General features: G+C 75.0%; 16 protein-coding genes. 9 read left to right on the forward strand and 7 right to left on the reverse strand.

Annotated elements, in window-relative coordinates:
• Nucleotides 1-137 precede the first annotated feature (137 nt).
• Nucleotides 138-3,131: a helix-turn-helix transcriptional regulator gene (locus ACZ4K2_RS04910; protein WP_467479896.1), complete on the forward strand. Its 2,994-nt coding sequence runs from the start codon at nt 138-140 to the stop codon at nt 3,129-3,131.
• A 97-nt stretch (nt 3,132-3,228) separates the two neighbouring features.
• Here the strand turns inward: ACZ4K2_RS04910 and ACZ4K2_RS04915 are convergent, their stop codons facing one another.
• Complete coding sequence (locus ACZ4K2_RS04915; RefSeq protein ID WP_467479897.1) at nt 3,229-4,992, reverse strand: M4 family metallopeptidase; 1,764 nt, start codon at nt 4,990-4,992, stop codon at nt 3,229-3,231.
• A 335-nt stretch (nt 4,993-5,327) separates the two neighbouring features.
• On the opposite strand from ACZ4K2_RS04915, the gene ACZ4K2_RS04920 reads away from it, so the two are divergent.
• The 7 genes from ACZ4K2_RS04920 (at nt 5,328) to ACZ4K2_RS04950 (ending at nt 12,388) form a co-directional block, all read left to right on the forward strand.
• Entirely contained in the window at nt 5,328-6,509 is a 1,182-nt protein-coding gene (locus ACZ4K2_RS04920) for a serine hydrolase domain-containing protein (protein ID WP_467479898.1), read from the forward strand.
• 90 nt (nt 6,510-6,599) lie between these two features.
• Complete coding sequence (locus ACZ4K2_RS04925) at nt 6,600-7,277, forward strand: AIM24 family protein (RefSeq protein WP_467479900.1); 678 nt, start codon at nt 6,600-6,602, stop codon at nt 7,275-7,277.
• A 152-nt stretch (nt 7,278-7,429) separates the two neighbouring features.
• Nucleotides 7,430-8,470: a tetratricopeptide repeat protein gene (locus tag ACZ4K2_RS04930; RefSeq protein ID WP_467479902.1), complete on the forward strand. Its 1,041-nt coding sequence runs from the start codon at nt 7,430-7,432 to the stop codon at nt 8,468-8,470.
• On the forward strand, nt 8,467-9,492 hold the full coding sequence (locus ACZ4K2_RS04935) for a polyprenyl synthetase family protein (protein WP_467479904.1): 1,026 nt from the start codon (nt 8,467-8,469) through the stop codon (nt 9,490-9,492). The genes ACZ4K2_RS04930 and ACZ4K2_RS04935 overlap by 4 nt, the downstream gene beginning before the upstream one ends.
• Nucleotides 9,493-9,590: 98 nt before the next feature.
• Nucleotides 9,591-10,550 carry a threonine/serine dehydratase gene (locus ACZ4K2_RS04940; RefSeq protein WP_467479906.1) on the forward strand — a complete coding sequence of 320 codons (960 nt, stop codon included), beginning with the start codon at nt 9,591-9,593 and terminating at the stop codon, nt 10,548-10,550.
• Nucleotides 10,551-10,852: 302 nt separating this feature from the next.
• Complete coding sequence (locus ACZ4K2_RS04945) at nt 10,853-11,824, forward strand: LLM class F420-dependent oxidoreductase (RefSeq protein WP_467479908.1); 972 nt, start codon at nt 10,853-10,855, stop codon at nt 11,822-11,824.
• A 138-nt stretch (nt 11,825-11,962) separates the two neighbouring features.
• Nucleotides 11,963-12,388 carry an SsgA family sporulation/cell division regulator gene (locus tag ACZ4K2_RS04950; RefSeq protein ID WP_467479909.1) on the forward strand — a complete coding sequence of 142 codons (426 nt, stop codon included), beginning with the start codon at nt 11,963-11,965 and terminating at the stop codon, nt 12,386-12,388.
• Nucleotides 12,389-12,466: 78 nt separating this feature from the next.
• Here the strand turns inward: ACZ4K2_RS04950 and ACZ4K2_RS04955 are convergent, their stop codons facing one another.
• Nucleotides 12,467-13,120: a CatB-related O-acetyltransferase gene (locus ACZ4K2_RS04955; protein ID WP_467479911.1), complete on the reverse strand. Its 654-nt coding sequence runs from the start codon at nt 13,118-13,120 to the stop codon at nt 12,467-12,469.
• Nucleotides 13,121-13,219: 99 nt separating this feature from the next.
• Between ACZ4K2_RS04955 and ACZ4K2_RS04960 the strand changes: the two genes are divergently transcribed.
• Entirely contained in the window at nt 13,220-13,846 is a 627-nt protein-coding gene (locus ACZ4K2_RS04960) for a TetR/AcrR family transcriptional regulator (RefSeq protein WP_467479913.1), read from the forward strand.
• Between the two features lie 36 nt (nt 13,847-13,882).
• Here the strand turns inward: ACZ4K2_RS04960 and ACZ4K2_RS04965 are convergent, their stop codons facing one another.
• The 5 genes from ACZ4K2_RS04965 to ACZ4K2_RS04985 all read right to left on the reverse strand — a co-directional run bounded on the left by ACZ4K2_RS04965 (nt 13,883) and on the right by ACZ4K2_RS04985 (nt 18,945).
• Entirely contained in the window at nt 13,883-14,377 is a 495-nt protein-coding gene (locus tag ACZ4K2_RS04965; RefSeq protein ID WP_467479915.1) for a DUF6328 family protein, read from the reverse strand.
• Nucleotides 14,378-14,429: 52 nt separating this feature from the next.
• Nucleotides 14,430-15,413 carry an aldo/keto reductase gene (locus ACZ4K2_RS04970; RefSeq protein WP_467479917.1) on the reverse strand — a complete coding sequence of 328 codons (984 nt, stop codon included), beginning with the start codon at nt 15,411-15,413 and terminating at the stop codon, nt 14,430-14,432.
• 70 nt (nt 15,414-15,483) lie between these two features.
• Entirely contained in the window at nt 15,484-16,089 is a 606-nt protein-coding gene (locus tag ACZ4K2_RS04975) for a TetR/AcrR family transcriptional regulator (protein WP_467479919.1), read from the reverse strand.
• Between the two features lie 49 nt (nt 16,090-16,138).
• Nucleotides 16,139-17,626 (reverse strand): MFS transporter, encoded by a 1,488-nt coding sequence (locus ACZ4K2_RS04980; RefSeq protein ID WP_467479923.1) that lies wholly within the window; start codon nt 17,624-17,626, stop codon nt 16,139-16,141.
• 134 nt (nt 17,627-17,760) lie between these two features.
• Entirely contained in the window at nt 17,761-18,945 is a 1,185-nt protein-coding gene (locus ACZ4K2_RS04985) for an FAD-dependent monooxygenase (protein WP_467479925.1), read from the reverse strand.
• Nucleotides 18,946-19,047: the final 102 nt, after the last annotated feature.

Genomic DNA, 19,047 nt, shown 5'->3' on the forward strand with positions numbered 1-19,047 from the left:
CGACGGCGGCACCGGACAACAGCGGCACCGGACGACGGCGGACCGGGAAGACGTCAGGGCCGGACGACGACGGACCGGGCGACGGCAGGACCGGACGACGGGCGGGCGCCGCCGGTGCCGCGTGCCAGGATGGGGGCGTGCCGCCAACTGCCTTCACCACAGCACCGTTGATCGGCCGGGACGGGGAACTGGCCCGGCTCACGGGCGTGCTGGAGCGTGCCCGGGGCGGTGCCGCCGGCGCGGTGCTGCTCGCCGGGGACGCCGGGGTGGGCAAGACCCGGCTGCTCGACGAGGTCGCCGGGCGGGCGGCGCGGGCCGGGACGACGGTGGTCACCGGGCACTGCGTGGACCTCGGGGACGTGGGCCTGCCCTATCTGCCGTTCACCGAGATCCTCGGGGTGCTCGCCGCCGACGAGCGGTTCACGGCCGTGCTGACCGCGCACCCGGCGGCGGACCGCCTGCTGGGCGCCGGCCCGGACCCGGCCGGTGCCCCGGACGAACGGCTCAGGCTGTTCGAGGACGTCGCCGCCCTGCTGGCCGACCTGGCCGCCGTGGCCCCGCTGCTGCTGGTCCTGGAGGACCTGCACTGGGCCGACCAGTCCTCCCGCGACCTGCTGCGCTTCCTGCTCAGCCGGGGCGTGCCGCACCGGCCGGGCCGCGACCCGCGGCGCCGGCTCGCGGTCCTCGCCTCCTACCGCGCCGACGACCTGCACCGCCGGCACCCGCTGCGGCCGCTGCTGGCCGAGCTGGTCAGGCTGCCGGGGGTGGAGCGGCTGGAGCTGCGGCCGCTGCCGGACCCCGAGGTCGCGCGGCTGGTGCGGGCCCTGGAGGGCCGGCCGCTGTCCGACGCCGTCGTGCACGGCATCGTCGCCCGCGCGGAGGGCAACGCGTTCTACGCGCAGGAACTGCTCGCCGCGGCCGGCGGGGACCCGGCCCGGCCGGTCGGGGCCGGGGACGCGGCGCCGCACCCCGACGGGGTGCCCAGCGGTCTGGCCGACCTGCTGCTGATCCGCGTGGAGCGGCTGTCCGAGACGGCCCAGCAGGTGCTGCGGACCGCCGCGGTGGCCGGCCGGCACGTGTCCCACGCGCTGCTGCGCGAGGCGGCCGGGCTGCCCGAGGAGACGCTGGAGACGGCCCTGCGGGAGGCCGTCGGCCACCAGCTCCTGGTGGCCCGGGACGACGCGGCGTACGCGTTCCGGCACGCCCTGACGCGCGAGGCGGTCTACGCCGATCTGCTGCCGGGCGAACGCTCCCGGCTGCACGGCGCGTTCGCGCGGCTGCTCGCGGCCCGCGGCCGGTCCGCGCAGACCGCGGCGGAGCGCGCCCACCACTTCCGGGAGAGCCACGACCTGCCCGGCGCGCTCGCGGCGCGTCTGGAGGCCGCCGACCACGCCCGGCGGCTGGGCGCGCCCGCCGAGGAGCTGCGGCACCTGGAGGCCGCCCTGGACCTGTGGCCGTCGGTGCCGGCGCCGGCCCGGCCCGCCGGGCGGGAGCTGGACCGGACCACGCTGACCCTGCGCGCCTCGGCCGCCGCGGCCCACGCCGGGGAGTTCCACCGCGCGGTCTCGCTGACCCGCGCGGCGCTCGCCGGGATCGGCCGGGACGCCGACGACGAACTGGCCGCCCGGGTCCGGTACACGCTGGCCGGGAACCTGCTGACCGTGGACAGCCTGACGGCCGCCCACCGCTACAGCAGCGAGGCGCTGGCCATGATCCCCGCCGAGCCGCCGTCGCGCACCTGGGTGTGGGCGGCGGCCACGCACGCCGCGGCGGCCCGCCAGATCGGCGAGCGGGAGACCGCGCTGCGCATCGGCCGGCAGGCCCTGCGGGCGGCCGAGGAACTGGGCATGACCGCGGCCCAGGCCGACCTGCTGATCTCCCTGGCGAACACCGAGGGCGGCGGCCGGCGTTCCGCGGAGGGCCTGGAGCGGCTGCGGCGGGCCCTCGGCCTGGCCCGCACCGCGCGGAACGCCCCGGTGGAGCTGCGCGCGCTGTTCAACCTGGCGACGGGCATGTTCGAGGCCGGTGACCTGGCGGAGTGCCTGCCCGTGCTGGCCGAGGGACTGGACCGGGCCGGGCGGGCCGGGCTGCTGTCCTCGGTGTACCCGCTGGGGATGCGGTACCTGCACCTGCTGACGCTCTTCACGCTGGGCCGCTGGGACGAGTGCCTCGGCGCGGCGGCCGAGGCGGCGCCCGAACTGCCCGCGACGGGCGGTGCCTTCGCCACGAGTCCCGCGCTGTACGTGGCGCTGGCCCGCGGCGACGAGAGCGCCACCGGCCGGGCCCGGGCGCTGCTGGCGGGCCCGTTCGACTGGATGGGCACGCTGGTCGCCGGTGTCGTGCTCACCGACGACGCCGTGCGCCGCGGCGACCCGGAGGGGGCCGTGACGCGGATGCGGGAGGCGGTGGCGGCCCTCGACGACGGCACGCCGTTCCGGCCGGGCGTGGCGCTCCGGCTGGCCGCGCTCTGCCTGGCGGCGGTGGCCGACCGGGCCGTGGAGCCGCGCGCCGCCGGCGGTGACCCGGCCCGTCTGGCGCGGACGGGTGAGGAGTTGGTGGAGCTGGCGCGGGCCACGGCGGCGCAGCACGGGGTGGAGCGGGCGCAGGGCCCGGAGGGCCGGGCGTGGCTGGCCCGCGCCGAGGCGGAGTGGGCCACGGTCGCGTCCGGGCCGGACCCGGCGGCCTGGGAGGAGGCCGTGGCCGCGTTCGGGTACGGCGATGTGTACGAGCAGGCCCGCTGCCGGGAGCGGTGGGCGCGGGCGCTGCTGGCCGCCGGGCGGCCGCGGGAGGCGGCGGAGCAGGTGCGGCTCGCGCGCGCGGTGGCGGCCGGGCTGGGCGCGGCGCCGCTGCTGGAGCGGCTGGACGCGCTCGGCACGCCGGCCCGGCGGGACCGTCCGGCGGGGGGTGCGGACGCGGCGCCGCTGACCGCGCGGGAACGGGACGTGCTGCGGCTGCTCGTCCGGGGCCGCAGCAACCGGCAGATCGGCGAGGAGCTGTTCATCACCGGCAAGACGGCCAGCGTGCACGTCTCCAACATCCTGGCCAAGCTGGGTGCCGCGAGCCGCACGGAGGCGGTGGCGGTCGCCTACCGGAAGGGCCTGGTCGCCCCGGAGCCGACCGGTCAGGGGTGAGCCCGGCGGCGGATCCCGGACAGGCGGATGCCCCGCGCGGGGCGGGGCATCCGGTGGTGCTGGCGGTGCTGGTGCTGCTGTCGCGCGCCGGGGTGCGTCAGCGGTGGGCGCGCGGGGTGTTGGCGGCGGTCACGTTGACCGCGGCCCACGACCGGTTGACCGTCTTGTACTCGGTGCTGGTCGCGCCGTACAGGTCCTTGGCCGCCTTCAGGGTCGCGATGCGCGCCTGGTGGAAGTCGGTCGTGGAGACCATGTAGCGGGTGAGCGCCCGGTAGTAGATGGCGGTCGCCTTGGTCCGGCCGATGCCCTTGACCGCGAGGTTGCGGTAGGTCGGCGAGTTGTAGGTGACGGTGCCGATCTTCTTCTTGCCGCTGCCCTCCGCGAGGAGGTAGTAGGCGTGCGACGAGACACCGGAACCGGCGTGCACCTCGGTGTAGTAGGTGTCCGCCGACCAGTAGTCGATCGTGCCCTCGAGCTTGTCGAGGGACGGACGGTCCAGGCGGCGCAGGAACTTCTGCGCGAGGCCCAGCTTCTCACCGATGAGGTAGTCCGGCGTGTCCTTCGCGTTCTTGGCGTAGAACTCGACGTTCGAGCCGAAGATGTCCGCGAGCGACTCGTTCAGCGAGCCGGGCTCGCCGTACTGGTTGCCGTCCGCGTCGACGAAGGTCGGCTGGAGGTTGGCGGTCGCCTCGACCACGCCGTGGGTCAGCTCGTGACCGGTGACGTCGAGGACGACGAGCGGCTTCTTGAACATCTGGCCGTCGCCGTCGCCGTACAGCATGCAGTTGCAGGTCGGGTCCCAGAAGGCGTTGGCGACCTTCTTGCCCCAGTGCACCATCGCCTGGGCGGCCTTGCTGTTGTTGGCGATGCCCTTGCGCCCGAAGGTGCCCTTGTAGAAGTCCAGCGTCTTGGTCACGCCGTACTGGGCGTCGGCCGCGGCGCTGACCCGGCTGGTGGTCGCGCCGTTGCCCCACACGTTGGTCGTGTTGGTGAACTTGGTGCCGGCGCTGAACTTCTCCGTGTACGAGCCCTTGGCGTCCCGGGTCTCGGTGCCGTACCGGCTCGGGTCCTTGAGCAGGTAGTGGCCGCGCGAGGTCGCCGTGGTGGTGAGGCCGACGTTGCCCACGAAGAGCGTCTTGCCGGTGCCCTTGGCGGACGTCGGGTAGCGCGTGACACCGGTGAGACCCGAGCCGGTCGGGCCGGGGGCCGCGGCGCCGGAGGCGGTGCCGGTGGCCGGGTCGAGGGTCTCGCCGCGCCGGCGCAGGGTGTCGAGCAGCTTGGGCGACAGGAACTCGTCCCGGTCGGGCGTGTTGCTGCGCACCTTGCCGCTGACCGCGTCGACGACGACGGTGCGGGAGCTGTCCTTGCCGGTGACGGTCACCTGGTAGGCGAGCGCGGAGGCGCCGGCCCGGGCGTCCACCACGAGCTGGGCGCTGCCGGCTGCGCCCTTGGCCGCCTGGGCGGCCTTGGCGGCGGCCTGGGCCGCGGTCAGCCGGGCCTTGCCGGTGGCCGGGGCGACGGCGTGGCCGGCCGCGCGGGTCACGCCCGCGTAGCCGAGCTTGCGGTCGAGGTGCACGATGAGGTCGCCACCGAGCACCGGCAGACCGTCGTGGGTGCGGACGAAGCGGACGTGGCGGGCGCCCTCGGGGTCGACCATCACGTCCTGGGCGTGCAGCGCGTCGTCCTTCGAGACGCCCGTCGCCGAGGCGTGCGCGAAGGCCGCGGTGCGCGCCGCCTCCACCACCACCGTGGCGTTCGAGGCGGCGGAGGCGGCGGACCGCTCCACTCCGGTGGAGGGACCCGCGAAGGCCGTACCGGCCAGGCCCGTGGCAGCCGTCGTCACCGCGACGGCGACCGCCATGGTGCGTATGTGCGGTCTACGCAATCTGATCAGGGTTCCTTCGTTCGAGGCGGTCGGGTGTCAACCGCCTTGAGGCATGGCGCACTCGGGCGCCAAGGGGGCCTGTCCGGCCCCGCGGGGGTAACCCTTGCGGATCAGTCATGGGCACGTAAAGCCGGAATGATCCATTTCGCGAATTTCTATGACAATCCTTTACGTACAGGAGAGCCACAGGGTGGTTGTCGGACCGCCGACTGTGTGTCGGGGGTGGAGACGCCGCCCCCGCCCCCTAGGTTCCGTGCAGGGAATGTGACCGACATCGCATCAGCGGGCGAACCGACGGGAGTGGGTACGGGATGGTCTCAGCAACGGCGGGGCGGTCGGCGGTCCTCGCAGCGGTCGCGCTGTCGCTCCTTGCGGTGCCGGCGCGGGCCGCGTCCGGGCGGCCGGACGGCACGGCGGCGGCGCTCCCGGCGCCCGACACGGCCGGCCTGGCCGCGGTGCTGCGGTCCGCGGTGGGCCAGGGCGCGCCCGGCGCGCTGGCCCGGATCGACGACCACGGCCGCACCTACCGGGCCACCCGCGGCGTCGCCGACCGCGGCACCGGGCGGGCCGTCTCCACGGACGACCGGTTCCGGGTGGGCAGCATCACCAAGACCTTCTCGGCCGTCGTACTGCTCCAATTGGCGGACGAGCACCGGCTCGCGCTGGACGCGCCGGTCAACCGCTACCTGCCCGGGCTGCTGCCGGACGACCGGATCACGGTCCGTCAGGTGCTGAGCCACCGCAGCGGCCTGTACGACTACGCGAACGACATGTTCGCCGACAGCGTCGCCGGCTTCGAGGCGGTCCGGAAGAAGGTCTTCACCTACCGGCAGTTGGTCGCCCTCTCCCTGGCGAAGCCGCGCACCAACGCGCCGGGCGCCGCCTACGCGTACTCGAACACCAACTTCGTCGTCGCCGGCCTGCTCATCGAGAAGCTCACCGGGCGGCCCGTGGGCACGGCCTACCGCGAGCGCGTCATCGCCCCGCTCGGGCTGCGCGACACGTTCTACGTCCATCCGGCCACCGCGATCCCGGGCCGGTACGCCCGCGGCTACCTGACCCCGGACCGGGCGGGCGCCCCGCTGGTCGACGCGACCGCGCAGACCGCGTCCTGGGCGCAGAGCGCGGGGGCCGTCATCTCCAGCGCACGGGACCTGGACGCCTTCTACGGCGCGCTGCTCGGCGGGAGGCTGCTGCCGCCCGCACGGCTCGCGGAGATGGAGAAGTTCACCAGGGTCGACGCCACGACGGCGTACGGGCTCGGGCTGCGGCGGCGCGACCTGTCCTGCGGGATCTCGGTGTACGGGCACACGGGCGCGGTGCAGGGCTACTACTCCTACGCGTTCGCCACGAAGGACGGGGGACGCAGCCTGACCGCCATGGCCACCACCTCGAACAACGCCAAGGTGCTGAAGACCCTGGCGGGAACCCTGGAGTCGGCGTTCTGCGGGAAGCCGAGGAGCGGGAAACCGCGGGCGCACCGGGGGGCGTGACGGGTCCCGGCCGCCGCCGGGACGCGGTGCCGCGACCGCCACGTTCCGTGATCTTGGCGGAGCGACGCGTTCCGGGCCACCATGCCCCGCATGAAGGGTGATCTCTTTTCCAGCCGGCACCTCGTGCAGCCGGCCACGCAGCCGGGCATGTCCGTCGAGAACGCCAAGTGCCTCCGGTACGCGGTCGACGGCGAGATGCACGCCCGCCAGGGCGCGATGGTCGCCTACCGCGGCGACCTCCAGTTCGAGCGCAAGGGGCAGGGCGTCGGCGGCATGCTCAAGCGTGCGGTCACGGGTGAGGGACTGCCCCTCATGGCGGTGCGCGGGCGGGGCGAGGCGTGGTTCGCGCACGAGGCGCAGAACTGCTTCATCGTCGACGTCGAGCCCGGCGACCTGTTCACCGTCAACGGCCGCAACGTGCTGTGTTTCGACGCCACGCTGTCGTACGAGATCAAGACGGTGAAGGGGTCGGGCATCGCCGGCGGCGGCCTGTTCAACAGCGTGTTCTCCGGACAGGGCCGGCTCGGTCTGGTCTGCGAGGGCGACCCGCTGGTGATCCCGGTGTCCGCGCAGGCGCCGGTGTACGTGGACACGGACGCGGTGGTGGGCTGGACCGCCCACCTGGAGACCTCGCTGCACCGCTCGCAGTCCATCGGCTCGATGCTGCGCGGCGGTTCCGGCGAGGCCGTGCAACTCGTGCTGCGGGGCGAGGGGTTCGTCGTGGTGCGGCCGAGCGAGGCGACACCGCAGAAGGCCCAGCAGCACTGAACCTTCACATGTGAGCCGGGCCGGGGGGCAACCCTCCGCGCCGCACCGGCGTCTTGACCGACGACAGACCGAGCCCCGGCCCGGCAGGGCCGGGGCACTTCTCCGAGACGCTATACACGGCATGTATACATATCGTGTATAGAAGGGTACGCATGTACGGCAAGGCTTTCGCCCCGGAGTACCAGGGCGCCCTCACGACACTGTCCGTGAACTCCTCGTTGGTCGACGTGCTGGCCGAGGCCACCGAGCGGCTGCGCGAGGCGGAACGCGCCGGCCGTCCCGCCGAGGCGGCGCGCTGCGGCCTGGCCGTCGCCGAGGCCAGCCGGCGGCTCGGCCACGTGGACGACGCCGACCGGGCCTGGAAGGCGAGTTACCGCGCCGCCCGGGAGGCCGGCGACACCGCGGCGATGGCCTGGGCCCTGTGGAGCGGGGGCACCCTGGCCCGGCAGCGCGGTGCCTTCCCGCTGGCCTGGCGGCTGCTGGGGCTCGCGGCCGACCTCGGCGAGCGCGGCGGGGACGTCGTGGTGCGCGGCTACTCGCTGGCCGGCCTCGCGGAGACCGGCCGCATCCAGGGCGACTACGCGGCGGTGGGCCGGCTGCACGAGCGGCTGCTGGCCGAGGCGCGCAAGCGGGGCGAGGCCCGGCACACGGTGTGGGCGCTGGAGGGCATCGCGCAGATGCACCGCAACACGGGCGAATACGACCGCGCGTACGCCCTCTTCGAGGAGGCGGCGGAGATAGCCGGCCGGGCCGACGACCGGCGCGGGCACGCCTGGGCGCTGCGCGGACTCGCGGACGTCCTCTCGGTGCGCGACGGCGCCACCGAGCGGGCCCTGGAGCTGCTGGCCGAGGCGGAGGCGACCTGCCGGGAGATGAACCTCTCCAGCGCGCTCGCCTACAACCACAAGATGCAGGGCAACGTCCTCTACCGCGCCGGCCGCCACGCCGAGGCCCGCGACCGCTACGAGCTGGCGCTGGCGGAGTTCCGGACGATGGGCGAACCGCGCGGCGAGGCGCTGTCCCGGCTGGGCCTCGCCAAGTCCCTCGCCCGGCTCGGCCGCGACCGCGCCGAGACCGCGGCCGAACTCGCCGACCTGGCACGGACGCTGGAGCGCAGCGGGCTGCGGCACGCACGGGAGATGGTGGCCCGGGCCCAGCGGGAGTTCGGCCTCGACGCGGCGGCCGTACGGTGACGGCGCTCACCTCACCGGTGCGGGAGTCCGCGCCGCAGGTCCTCGCCCGCTGCCGGGAGCTGGTGCGGCCCGGGCTGCGCGAGGCGGTGCAGCGGCTGCACCCCTGGCCGGCCGAGATGGCCGCGTACTCCTTCGGCTGGTGCGAGGTCGGCGGCGCGCCCGCCGCCGCACCGGGCGGCAAGGGCGTGCGGCAGGCGCTGGCCGTGCTGGGCGCCGAGGCGGCCGGCGCGGACGGGCGGGCGGGCGTCCCGGCGGCGGTCGCGGTGGAGCTGGTCCACGCCTTCTCCCTGGTGCACGACGACATCATGGACGGCGACGCGACCCGGCGCCGCCGTCCCGCCGTGTGGCGGGCGTACGGCACGGGTCCGGCCGTACTGGCCGGGGACGCCCTGTTCGCGCTCGCGCTCGACGTCCTCGCCGCCGCGCCCGAGGGGCCCGGGGCGGTACGGCTGCTCTCCTCGGCCCTCACCGACCTGGTGCGCGGGCAGGCCGACGACCTGCTGTTCGCCGCCCGGCCCTGGACGGGACCGGACCGGGTGACCCCGCGCGAGTACCGGGCGATGGCGGAGGGCAAGACGGGCGCGCTGCTGGGCTGTGCCCTCGCGCTGGGCGCCGCGCTCGGCGGGGCGTCCCGGGACACGGCCGCCGTGCTGGACCGGGCCGGGCGGCACCTCGGAGTCGCCTTCCAGCTCGTCGACGACGTGCTCGGCATCTGGGGCGACCCGGCCGTCACCGGCAAGCCCGTGGGCGGCGATCTGCGGGAGGGGAAGAAGACGTTCCCGGTGCTGGCCGCGCTCGGTTCACCGGCGGCCCGGCGGCTGCCCGCGCTGCTCGGTGCCGCCGAGCACGCGCCGGAGGCCGCCGCGCTGATCGAGGCGGCGGGCGGCCGGGCGGCGGCACTGGCCGAGGCCCGCACCCACACCGCCGCCGCACGGGAGCTGATCGGCACCGCACGGCCGGCCGCCGGGCCCGCCGCGGAGCTGACCGCTCTGGTGGACCACCTGGCGGACCGGGAGCTGTAGGGCCGATCCATGATCCGGGACGGCGGTTGACCGGCGGCCTCCCCGCGGGCCAGGGTGCGAGCGGCGCGGTTCCCGTCCGCGCCGGAAGGGTGAGCACCTTGATCGACATCTCGGACATCGAAGCAGCCGCGCAGCGGATCGCCGGACACGTCGTACGGACCCCGACGGTGCCGAGTCCCGGACTCGGCTCGCTGCTCGGTGTCCCGGTCACCGCCAAGCTCGAACTGCTCCAGCGGACCGGCTCGTTCAAGGCCCGCGGGGCCACGGCCAGGCTGCTGTCGCTGAGCGAGGCGGAACGGGCGGCGGGCGTGGTCGCGGTCAGCGGCGGCAACCACGGGATCGCGCTCGCGGTGATGGCGGCGGCCCTGGACGTGAAGGCCACCGTCGTCATGCCGCGCACCGCGCCCGCGCGGTCCATCGCGCTCGCGGAGGACGCCGGGGCGTCGGTGCGGCTGACCGACGGCATGGACAGCGCCTTCCAGCTGGTGACGCGGCTGCGGGACGAGGGCCTGACCCTGGTCCACCCGTTCGACGACCCGGTGGTGATCGCCGGACAGGGCACCGTGGGGCTGGAGTTGGCCGAGGACGCCGGGGAGCTGACGGACGTCGTCGTCAGCATCGGCGGCGGCGGCCTGATCGCCGGGGTCGCGGCGGCCCTGCGCGCCCTGCGCCCGGGGGTGCGGGTGTGGGGCGTGGAGACCGAGGGCGCGGAGGCGATGTCCGGCGCGCTGAAGTCCGGCGGCCCGGCGCCGGTGCCGCTGTCCTCCCTGGTCACCACGTTGAGCGCGCCCTCGGTGTCGCAACTGACCTACGACCACGTGTCCGCGCTGGTCGAAGAGGTCCTGGTGGTGCCGGACCGGGAGGCGGTGCGGGGCTGCCTGGACCTCGCCGAGCACGCCAAGGTGTGGGCCGAACCGGCGGCGGGCTGTCTGCTCCCGGCGGCCCGGCAGGTGGCGGCACGCACCGGCGACGGCGCGCGGATCGGGCTCGTGGTCTGCGGGGGCAACACGACGCCCCGGGAAATCCTCGGCTGGGCCGACCGCTTCGGCCTGCTCTGAGCCTGCTCTGAGCCCTGGTCTCCGCCTGCCCTGCGCCTGCTCCGAGCGACCCCGGCGGCCTCCCGCGCCGCCGGGGGCCCTGTCCCCCGCGACGGACCACCGTGGCGGGGCGGCCACGGCGGGGCGCCGATCGTGGGACGGTGGCCGCGGGGTTCGGTGGCGGCCCCGTGGGCCCGGGGCGCGGCCGTCCCGGCGGCGCCCCGGCCGTGTCCCCCGCGGACGTCCCGGACGCGGCGGGGGCGGCTCCTGCTGTCGGCTTCTGTCGGCCGTTTTTCCTTCGCCCAGCCGGGGACTCGCTCGTTATGGTGCAAATCGGATACACGATGATGACCGAGCAGGCCGGGCCCCGGGACCTGGTGGATCACGTGGTGGGAGCCGAGGAGGCGGGCTTCGACTTCTCGGTGATCTCGGACCACTACTTCCCGTGGCTGCGCTCGCAGGGGCACGCCTCCTACGCGTGGAGCGTGCTGGGCGCCGCCGCCCAGGCCACCTCGCGGATTCCCCTGATGACCTACGTCACCTGCCCGATCCTGCGCTACCACCCGGCGATCGTGGCGCAGAAGGCGGCGACCGTGCAGTTGCTGTCGCAGGGCAGGTTCCGGCTCGGCCTCGGCGCCGGCGAGAACCTGAACGAGCACGTCGTGGGCGGCGGCTGGCCCCCCGTGGACGTCCGGCACGAGATGCTGGAGGAGTCCGTGGAGATCATCCGCGCCCTCTTCGCGGGCGGCCACGTCACCCACCACGGCCGGCACTACGACGTGGAGTCGGCCCGGCTGTGGGACCTGCCGGAGGAGGCACCGCCGATCGGCGTCGCCGTCTCCGGCGAGCAGTCCTGCGCACTCGCCGGACGCCTGGCCGACCTGGTGATCGCGACGGAGCCGAAGGCGGGCCTGCTGGAGTCCTTCGACCGGCACGGCGGCGCGGGCAAGCCGCGCGTCGGCCAGCTACCGGTGTGCTACGACACCGACCGGGACACGGCGATCAAGCGCGCCCACTCCCAGTTCCGCTGGTTCGGCCTCGGCTGGAAGGTGAACGCCGAGCTGCCCCACCCGGACTCCTTCGAGGCCGCGACCCAGTTCGTGACCGAGGACGACGTGGCCTCCGCGATCCCCTGCGGAGACGACCTCGACGCCTTCGTGGAGGCCGTACGCCCCTACGCGGAGGCCGGGTTCGGGGAGGTCGCCCTCGTCCAGATCGGCGGCGACGCGCAGCGGGAGTACCTGGACTGGTCGGCGAAGACCCTGCTGCCGGCGCTGCGGGAGGCGTTCGGCTGACACCGGTGCCGCGCCGGGGCACGGGGCGCGCCGGCCGCGCCGCACGGAGTCGGCGCGAATCCGTGGCTCGGATGAGCATCCCGGGCTTTGCCGGGGTACAAGGTGTCCCTACGCCGATCATCCCCCGGAGGCCCCCGCGTGAACGCGTTCGTGCACAAGACCCTGGTGGTGCAGCTTCTCGCACCCGGCACCGGACGGTGCCCGGTGCTGGTCCATCTCGGCTACGACGCCGGCGACCCGTTCGCCGTCACCGCCGTGTTCGCCCATGACGGCCATGTGCTGGCCAGCTGGCGGCTGGACCGGGAGATGCTCTCCACCGGGCTGACCCGGCCGGTCGGCGTGGGCGACGTGCGGCTGCGTCCGGCCGGCGGCGGCCCCGGGCACGAACTGCGGATGGAGTTCCTCGGCGACACCCGGCAGGACGGCAGCCGGCACCGCGCGGTGGTGCTCGCCTGGGCGCCCGCCGTCGCGGCGTTCCTGCGCGACACCCACCATGCCGTCGCACCGGGCCAGGAGCGCCTTCCGGTGGACGAGCTGCTGGCGGAGATCCTCGCGGCGGGCTGAGCGGGCCCCGCCCCGCGCGGCGCCCGCTGCGAGCCGCGCGGGCGCGGCCGGCCCGCCGGGGCCGGCGAGGGCGCGGTGTCAGGCCCGGCCGAGCCGCGCGGCGGCTTCCTCCAGCCCGGCGACGGTCCCCGACATGATCGTCCGTATGTGCTCGGTGATGTGCCGCACCGGCCAGTCCCACCACGCCACGGCGAGGAGCCGGGCGGTGTCCGCGGCGTCGTACCGGGTGCGGACGAGCCGGGCGGGGTTGCCGCCGACGATGCCGTAGTCGGGGACGTCGCCGGTGACCACGGCGCCGGCGGCGATGATCGCGCCGTGGCCGATGCGCACACCGGGCATGACCGTGGCGCCGCGCCCGAACCACACGTCGTTGCCGACGACCGTGTCGCCCCGGCCGGGCAGGTCGGTGATCAGGTCGAAGTGCTCCGCCCAGGAGCCCCCCATGATGGGGAACGGGAAGGTGGAGGGCCCGTCCATGCGGTGGTTGGCGCCGTTCATGATGAACCGGGTGCCCGCCCCCAGCGCGCAGTACTTGCCGATGACGAGCCGCTCCGGGCCGTAGTGGTGGAGGACGTTGCGCGTCTCGAACGCGGTCGGGTCGTCCGGGTCGTCGTAGTAGGAGAAGTCACCGACCTCGATCAGCGGCGACTTCACCAGCGGCTTGAGGAGGACGACGCGCGGCTGCCCGGGCATCGGGTGGAGCACGGTGGGGTCGGCGGGGACGGGCGGCATCGCGGAGGCGGTTCCTCTCGGGTCGTCCTGGAGCGACGACTGTCGCGTTAAGATGCTGGCACGGCCCCGTCGCCTCGATCAACCGGATACCGACTGCCGATGACAGATCCACCGGACACCACGCCGGACCGCCGTCCGGGCGGCCGCACCGCCCGCGTCCGCGCCCAGGTCCTCGACGCGGTGCGTGCCGAACTCGCCGAGGGCGGCCACGAAGGACTCACGATGGAGGGCGTCGCGACCCGGGCCGGAGTGCACCGCGCCACGGTCTACCGGCGCTGGCGCGATGTCGGCGGTCTGCTCGTCGACGTCATCGAAGCGGCCGGCGAGATCGACTGGCGGCCGCCGGACACCGGCTCCCTGCGCGGCGATCTCACGGCCCTCAACCGGGAGATACAGGAGTCCCTCCTCGTACGGCCGTCGCTCGCCGTCGCCCTGATGGCCGCCTCGTTCCACTCCGAACAGGCCGCGCGGGCGCAGACGCGGCTGTGGGCGGACCGGTACGAGCAGTGCGCGGTACTCGTCGAACGGGCCGTCGGGCGGGGCGAACTCCCCGCCGGGCACGCGGACGCGCGGGGCCTGCTGATCGCCGCCACGGCGCCGCTCTACCACCAACTGGTGCTCCTGCGCGCCGATCCGGACCCGCACCTCCCGGAACGGGCCGCGGAGGCGGCGGTCCTGGCGGCTGCCGCGGGCGCCTTCTCCACCCGCCGGGACGAGACCGCGTGAGCGCGGTCCCCCTCGGTCCGGGCCTCGACCGGGTCCCTAGTCCGACGACCGGGTCGTGTGCCTGCGGCGGGCCCACAGCGGCAGGCCGTACCAGCACCCGAGGTACCAGGCGACGACGGCCGCGACCAGGTACGGCACGTACCCGTCGTGCGTGGCCACCCGCAGGATGAGCAGCAGCGACGACGTCATCGTGGCCAGCAGCAGGACCAGGCCCACGAACGTCATCCGGGAGGCCAGCCGCACCGCCTGCGGCTTGACCCGGCGGCCGGAGACCAGCCGGTGCAGGGAGACCGGCCCGATCAGGGCGCCCGTCGCGCAGGCCCCGAGGACGACGGTCACGATGTAGATGACCTGGTCCACCGGGGCGAGTTGGGCGTACTTCGGCTGGAAGACGACGGTGAGCAGGAAACCGAACAGGATCTGCACCCCGGTCTGGGCCACCCGGACCTCTTGGATGAGTTCGCCCCACATGCGGTCGGCCCGTTCTTCCTCGGTCTCGTCGCGCCCTCTGCGGCGTTCTGCCTCCGTCATGCGGTGCGTGTAACCGCCCGGCCGTTCGTTCAAACGATCGACATACGCGCGCTCACCAGCGGTGCTCGACCTGCTCCCTGATCCGGCGGTCGTACAGCTCGCGGATCGCCGTGCGGGTCTCCTCGGGCAGCGGCGGCAGTTTGGCCGCGGCGGCGTTGGCACGGGCCTGCCCGGGGTTGCGGGCGCCGGGGATCACCGTGGTGACGCCGTCCTGCTCGATGATCCAGCGCAGCGCGAGCTGCGCCGGGGTGTACCCCTCGGGGGCGAGCGCGGCGAACTCGGCGGCGGCCTCGACGCCCGTGCCGTAGTCGACTCCGGAGAAGGTCTCGCCCTGGTCGAACGCCTCGCCGTGCCGGTTGAAGGTGCGGTGGTCGTCGGCCGCGAACACCGTGTCCTTGGTGTACCTGCCGGACAGCAGCCCGGAGGCGAGCGGCACCCGCGCGATGACGCCGACGCCGGCCGCCCGGGCCGCGGGCACCACCTCGTACAGGGGCTTCATGCGGAACGGGTTGAGGATGATCTGCACGCTGGCCACGTGGGGCCGGGCGATCGCCGCGAGCGCCTGGGCGCAGGTCTCCACGCTCACGCCGTAGGCGGCGACCCGCTCCTCCTCCACCAGGGTGTCCAGCGCGTCGAACACCGCGTCCGAGGAGTAGACCGGGGTGGGCGGGCAGTGGAGCTGCACCAGGTCGACGCGGTCGACGCCGAGGTTGCGGCGCGAACGGTCGTTCCACTCGCGGAAGTTGTCCAGCACGTAGTTCTCCGGGACCTGTTCGGCCCGGCGCCCCATCTTGGTTGCCACGAGTACGTGCAGGTCGGGGCGGCCGCGCAGGAAGGAGGCGATGGTCTGCTCGCTGCGTCCGTCACCGTAGACGTCGGCCGTGTCGAAGAAGGTGACCCCGGCCTCGGCCGCCGACTCCAGGACGGAGAGGGCCTCCTTGCCGTCCACGTCGCCCCAGTCGGCGCCGAGCTGCCAGGTGCCGAGACCGACGACCGATGCCCACTGCCCCGACCTGCTCATCACGCGTTCGTCCATGCGGTCAGTGTGTCACCCGGTGCCGTGCCCCACCCGGACGCGCCGGCGTGCCGGCCGCCCGGGCGGGGCGTCAGGGGGCGTCGCGGCCGGCCGGCGTGAGCTGTGCCTGCACGGCGGCCCCGTAGCGGTCGGCGACGGCGTCGGCGTCGGTGCCGCGCAGGTGCGGACCGCGGGCGATGCCGTACATGACGCCGAGGCCGACCAGGGCGGCGACCGCGAGTTCGGCGCGCAGGCCGGCGTCGGGACCGGCGAGCCGGGCGGCGAGGCGTTCGGTCACCTGGGCGCGGAAGTTGGCGCGCAGCACCTCGCCGTGCTCGCCGTGCAGCGGGGCGAAGGCGATGCGCAGCAGCGGGTCCGCGCCGCGCTCGCGCTGGCTGGACAGCACGTGCCGGACCATGTGCCGGCCGAGGTCGTCCAGCGGGGCGTCGAGCAGGACCTCGGCGTCGCTGTCGAAGGACATCACGCGGGCGAAGAGCGCGTCCTTGTTGCCGAAGTACTTCAGGATCAGCGGCGGGCTGACCCCGGCCCGGTCCGCGACGGCCTTGAGGGTGATGTCGGCGTGCGCGTGCCGGGCCAGCAGGGAGCGGGCGGCCTTCAGGATGGCGGCCTTGGTGGCCTCGGCGTCCCGGCGCGCGGGGGCGGGGGCCTGACCGGGTGGCGTGGTCATGCTCCTCATCCTCCCTCCCCCGCCGCGGTCCGCACGCACCGGCCGCCGCCCGCGGCCGTCACGCCCCCTCCAGCGCCTCGTCGCGGGCGCCCGCCCCGGCGCCCGGGTCCGGAACGGCGGCACCGGCGCCGCCGTCCTCGCCCGGGATGGTCAGGGCCGCCGCGCAGGCCGCGAGGGCGACCGCGCCGGCCATGGCGAAGGCGAGCAGGTAGCCGTGCAGGGTGGGCACCGCGACGCCGCCGAGGGGGCTGCTGTGGTGCACGAGGACGGCGGCCACGGCCGCGCTGGAGACTGCCTGGCCGATGGTCCGCATGAGGACGTTGACGCCGTTCGCGGAGGCGGTCTGGGCGGCCGGTACGGCGCGCAGGATCAGGGTCGGCAGCGCGGAGTAGGCGAGCGTGGTGCCGGTCGCGACGACGGTGGCGCCCACGATGATCATCCACAGGTGCCGGCTGTCGGCGACGCGCAGCGCGTAGCCGCAGGCGATGACGGCGGCGCCCAGCGCGAGCGTGATCCGCGGGCCGCGCGCGGCCGATATCCGGGCCGACAGCGGGGAGAACAGCAGCATGGTGACGCCGCCCGGCAGCAGGCAGAGGCCGGTGGCGACGATGGACAGGCCGAGGCCGTATCCGGTGGCCTCGGGCGCCTGCACGAGCTGGGCGGTGACCAGGGAGTTGGCGTAGAAGGCGAACCCGGTCAGCAGGGCCGCGACATGGGACAGGCCCACGCGGGGCCGGGTGACCAGCCGCAGGTCCACCAGCGGCCCGGCGGTGCGCAGTTGCCGCCACGACCATAGGGCGAGGACGACGACGGCGCCGAGGAACAGCCCGAGGACCCGTGCGCTCCCCCAGCCCCAGGTGCCGCCCTGGGAGACGCCGAGCAGCAGGCAGACCAGTCCGGCGGCGAGGCCGAGCGCGCCGAGGACGTCGAACCGTCCGGGCTCCCGCACCGGCGACTCCCGCACCGCCCACCAGGTGGCCGCGACGCCCGCCGCGCCCAGGACACCGGTCAGCCAGAACAGGGTGTGCCAGGCGGCGTACTGCACGACCAACGCGGCGAGCGGCAGGCCGAGGGCGGCCCCGATGCCGACGGTCGAGCTCATCAGCGCCACCGCCGAGCCCCGGCGCTCCGGCGGGAGTTCGTCGCGCAGGATGCTGATGGCGAGCGGTACGACGGAGGCGGCGGCGCCCTGGAGCGCGCGGGCGGCGATGAGCACGGCGATGTCGGAGGAGAGCGCGCACATGACGGAGCCGGCGGTCATCAGGGCGAGCGCGGCGGTGAGCACCCGGCGCTTGCCGTACATGTCGCCGGCCCGGCCGAGCACGGGGGTGAGGACGGCGCCGGAGAGCAGGGTGGCGGTCACCGTCCAGGAGACTGCGGCGGGGGACGCGCCGGTGAGCCGGGGCAGGTCGGGCAGGAGCGGGACGACGACGGTCTGCATGACCGCCATGAGGATGCCGCCCGACGCCAGCACCGGGATGGTGAGCCGGTCGCGCAGTCGGGGCGGCGGGGTTCCGGTGCCGGGAGGCGGGGCTGGCTGGTCCATCGGCGCTCCTGCGGGTGGCACGGAAGTCTGGTGAATGTCAATTCACCCTATCGAGTGAATGACTCTTCACCAATCCGTGCCGGGAGCGCGGGAAGTGGGCGCGGAGGCCGCCCGCGCGCGGCGAGGAGCGGGTGTCAGCGCCGGCGCGCGTGCAGGGCGCCGGCGAGCCGGGGTCCGAGCCGGCGCTTGAGCCGGCGCAGCGGCTCCAGCCGGCCGGCCGCCTTGTCGAGGCCGTAGTAGAGCTGCGGCGGGACGTACGGCAGCAGCGGCGAGTGGCGCTGGCCGAGCAGGGCGAACATCCGGTGCGGGGGCAGGCCGATGTAGCGGGGCAGGTTCTCGTACCACTGGGCGCTGTGCCGGGCGGCGCTCTGGACGGGCAGCAGCTCGGCCCGGCGGCGGTGCTCGTAGGCGGCGAGGGCCGCGGCCGGGCGGGCGTGCTCGCGCAGGGCGTCGGCGAGGCACATGGCGTCCTCCAGGGCGAGGGTGGTGCCGGCGCCGACGGAGTAGTGGGTGGTGTGGGCGGCGTCGCCCAGCAGGACCAGGTCGCCGTGGTGCCAGGTGCGGTTGGTGAGGGTGCGGAAGTGCTGCCAGGAGGCGCCGGGGCGGACGGCGAGGGGGTGGCCGTCGAGGATTCCGGCGAAGAGTTCCTCCAGCAGGGCGATGCCCGCGTCGGTGCCGGCCCGGTCCAGGCCGAGCCCGGTGAAGGTCTCCGGGGAGCATTCGACGACACAGGTGCTGTGTGTCTCGTCGTAGCCGTAGCCGAAGGCCCAGATCCAGCCGTGCGCCGTCTCGGTGAAGGCGAAGGTGAAGGCGTCGAAGACCCTGGTGGTGCCGAGCCAGAGGTAGTGGTTGCGCCCGGAGGTGGCGCGGGTGCCGAAGTGGCCGGCCCGGTGGGCGCGCAGCGCGCTGTGCACGCCGTCGGCCGCGACGACCAGGTCCGCGCCGGCGGGCGGCTCGGTGATCTCGCTGTCGTACTCCACCCGCGCGCCCAGGGCGCGGGCCCGGTCGGCGAGGAGGCCGAGCAGCCGGTGCCGGCCGATCCCGAAGCCCTCGTCGCCGTGGTGCCGGGTGGCCAGGTCCCGGACGTGGGCGACGCCGTCGCGCCAGCGGACGGAGTGGGCCTCGATCGCGCGCGCCGTCTCGGTGTCGTACGCCCCGAGCCGGTCGAGCAGGCCGCGCCAGTACGTGACGCCCCAGCCGTAGGTCGAGCCTTCGGGGCCGCGTTCGTGGACGGTGACGTCGTGGGCGGGGTCCTGCCGCTTGAGCAGGACGGCGAGGGTGAGCCCGGCGGGCCCGCCCCCGACACAGACGATCTTCACGTGCGCACCCCTGCCAGTCACGATACGTGGTCGGTCGGCACCGGAGGGTAGCAGGGAGACGGGCTGCCCGATCGCGCCGGTCCGCGGCGGAGAGCCGCGTCA

This window comes from Streptomyces sp. NPDC025833 (assembly GCF_055558055.1).

Coding starts and splice junctions, on each gene's coding strand:
- ACZ4K2_RS04955 (WP_467479911.1), bottom strand. CDS start 13,120: ATGCCGCCCGTCCCCGCCGACCCCACCGTGCTCCACCCGATGCCCGGG.
- ACZ4K2_RS04930 (WP_467479902.1), top strand. CDS start 7,430: ATGTACGGCAAGGCTTTCGCCCCGGAGTACCAGGGCGCCCTCACGACA.
- ACZ4K2_RS04920 (WP_467479898.1), top strand. CDS start 5,328: ATGGTCTCAGCAACGGCGGGGCGGTCGGCGGTCCTCGCAGCGGTCGCG.
- ACZ4K2_RS04915 (WP_467479897.1), bottom strand. CDS start 4,992: ATGGCGGTCGCCGTCGCGGTGACGACGGCTGCCACGGGCCTGGCCGGT.
- ACZ4K2_RS04960 (WP_467479913.1), top strand. CDS start 13,220: ATGACAGATCCACCGGACACCACGCCGGACCGCCGTCCGGGCGGCCGC.
- ACZ4K2_RS04970 (WP_467479917.1), bottom strand. CDS start 15,413: ATGGACGAACGCGTGATGAGCAGGTCGGGGCAGTGGGCATCGGTCGTC.
- ACZ4K2_RS04925 (WP_467479900.1), top strand. CDS start 6,600: ATGAAGGGTGATCTCTTTTCCAGCCGGCACCTCGTGCAGCCGGCCACG.
- ACZ4K2_RS04980 (WP_467479923.1), bottom strand. CDS start 17,626: ATGGACCAGCCAGCCCCGCCTCCCGGCACCGGAACCCCGCCGCCCCGA.
- ACZ4K2_RS04945 (WP_467479908.1), top strand. CDS start 10,853: ATGGTGCAAATCGGATACACGATGATGACCGAGCAGGCCGGGCCCCGG.
- ACZ4K2_RS04975 (WP_467479919.1), bottom strand. CDS start 16,089: ATGAGGAGCATGACCACGCCACCCGGTCAGGCCCCCGCCCCCGCGCGC.
- ACZ4K2_RS04965 (WP_467479915.1), bottom strand. CDS start 14,377: ATGACGGAGGCAGAACGCCGCAGAGGGCGCGACGAGACCGAGGAAGAA.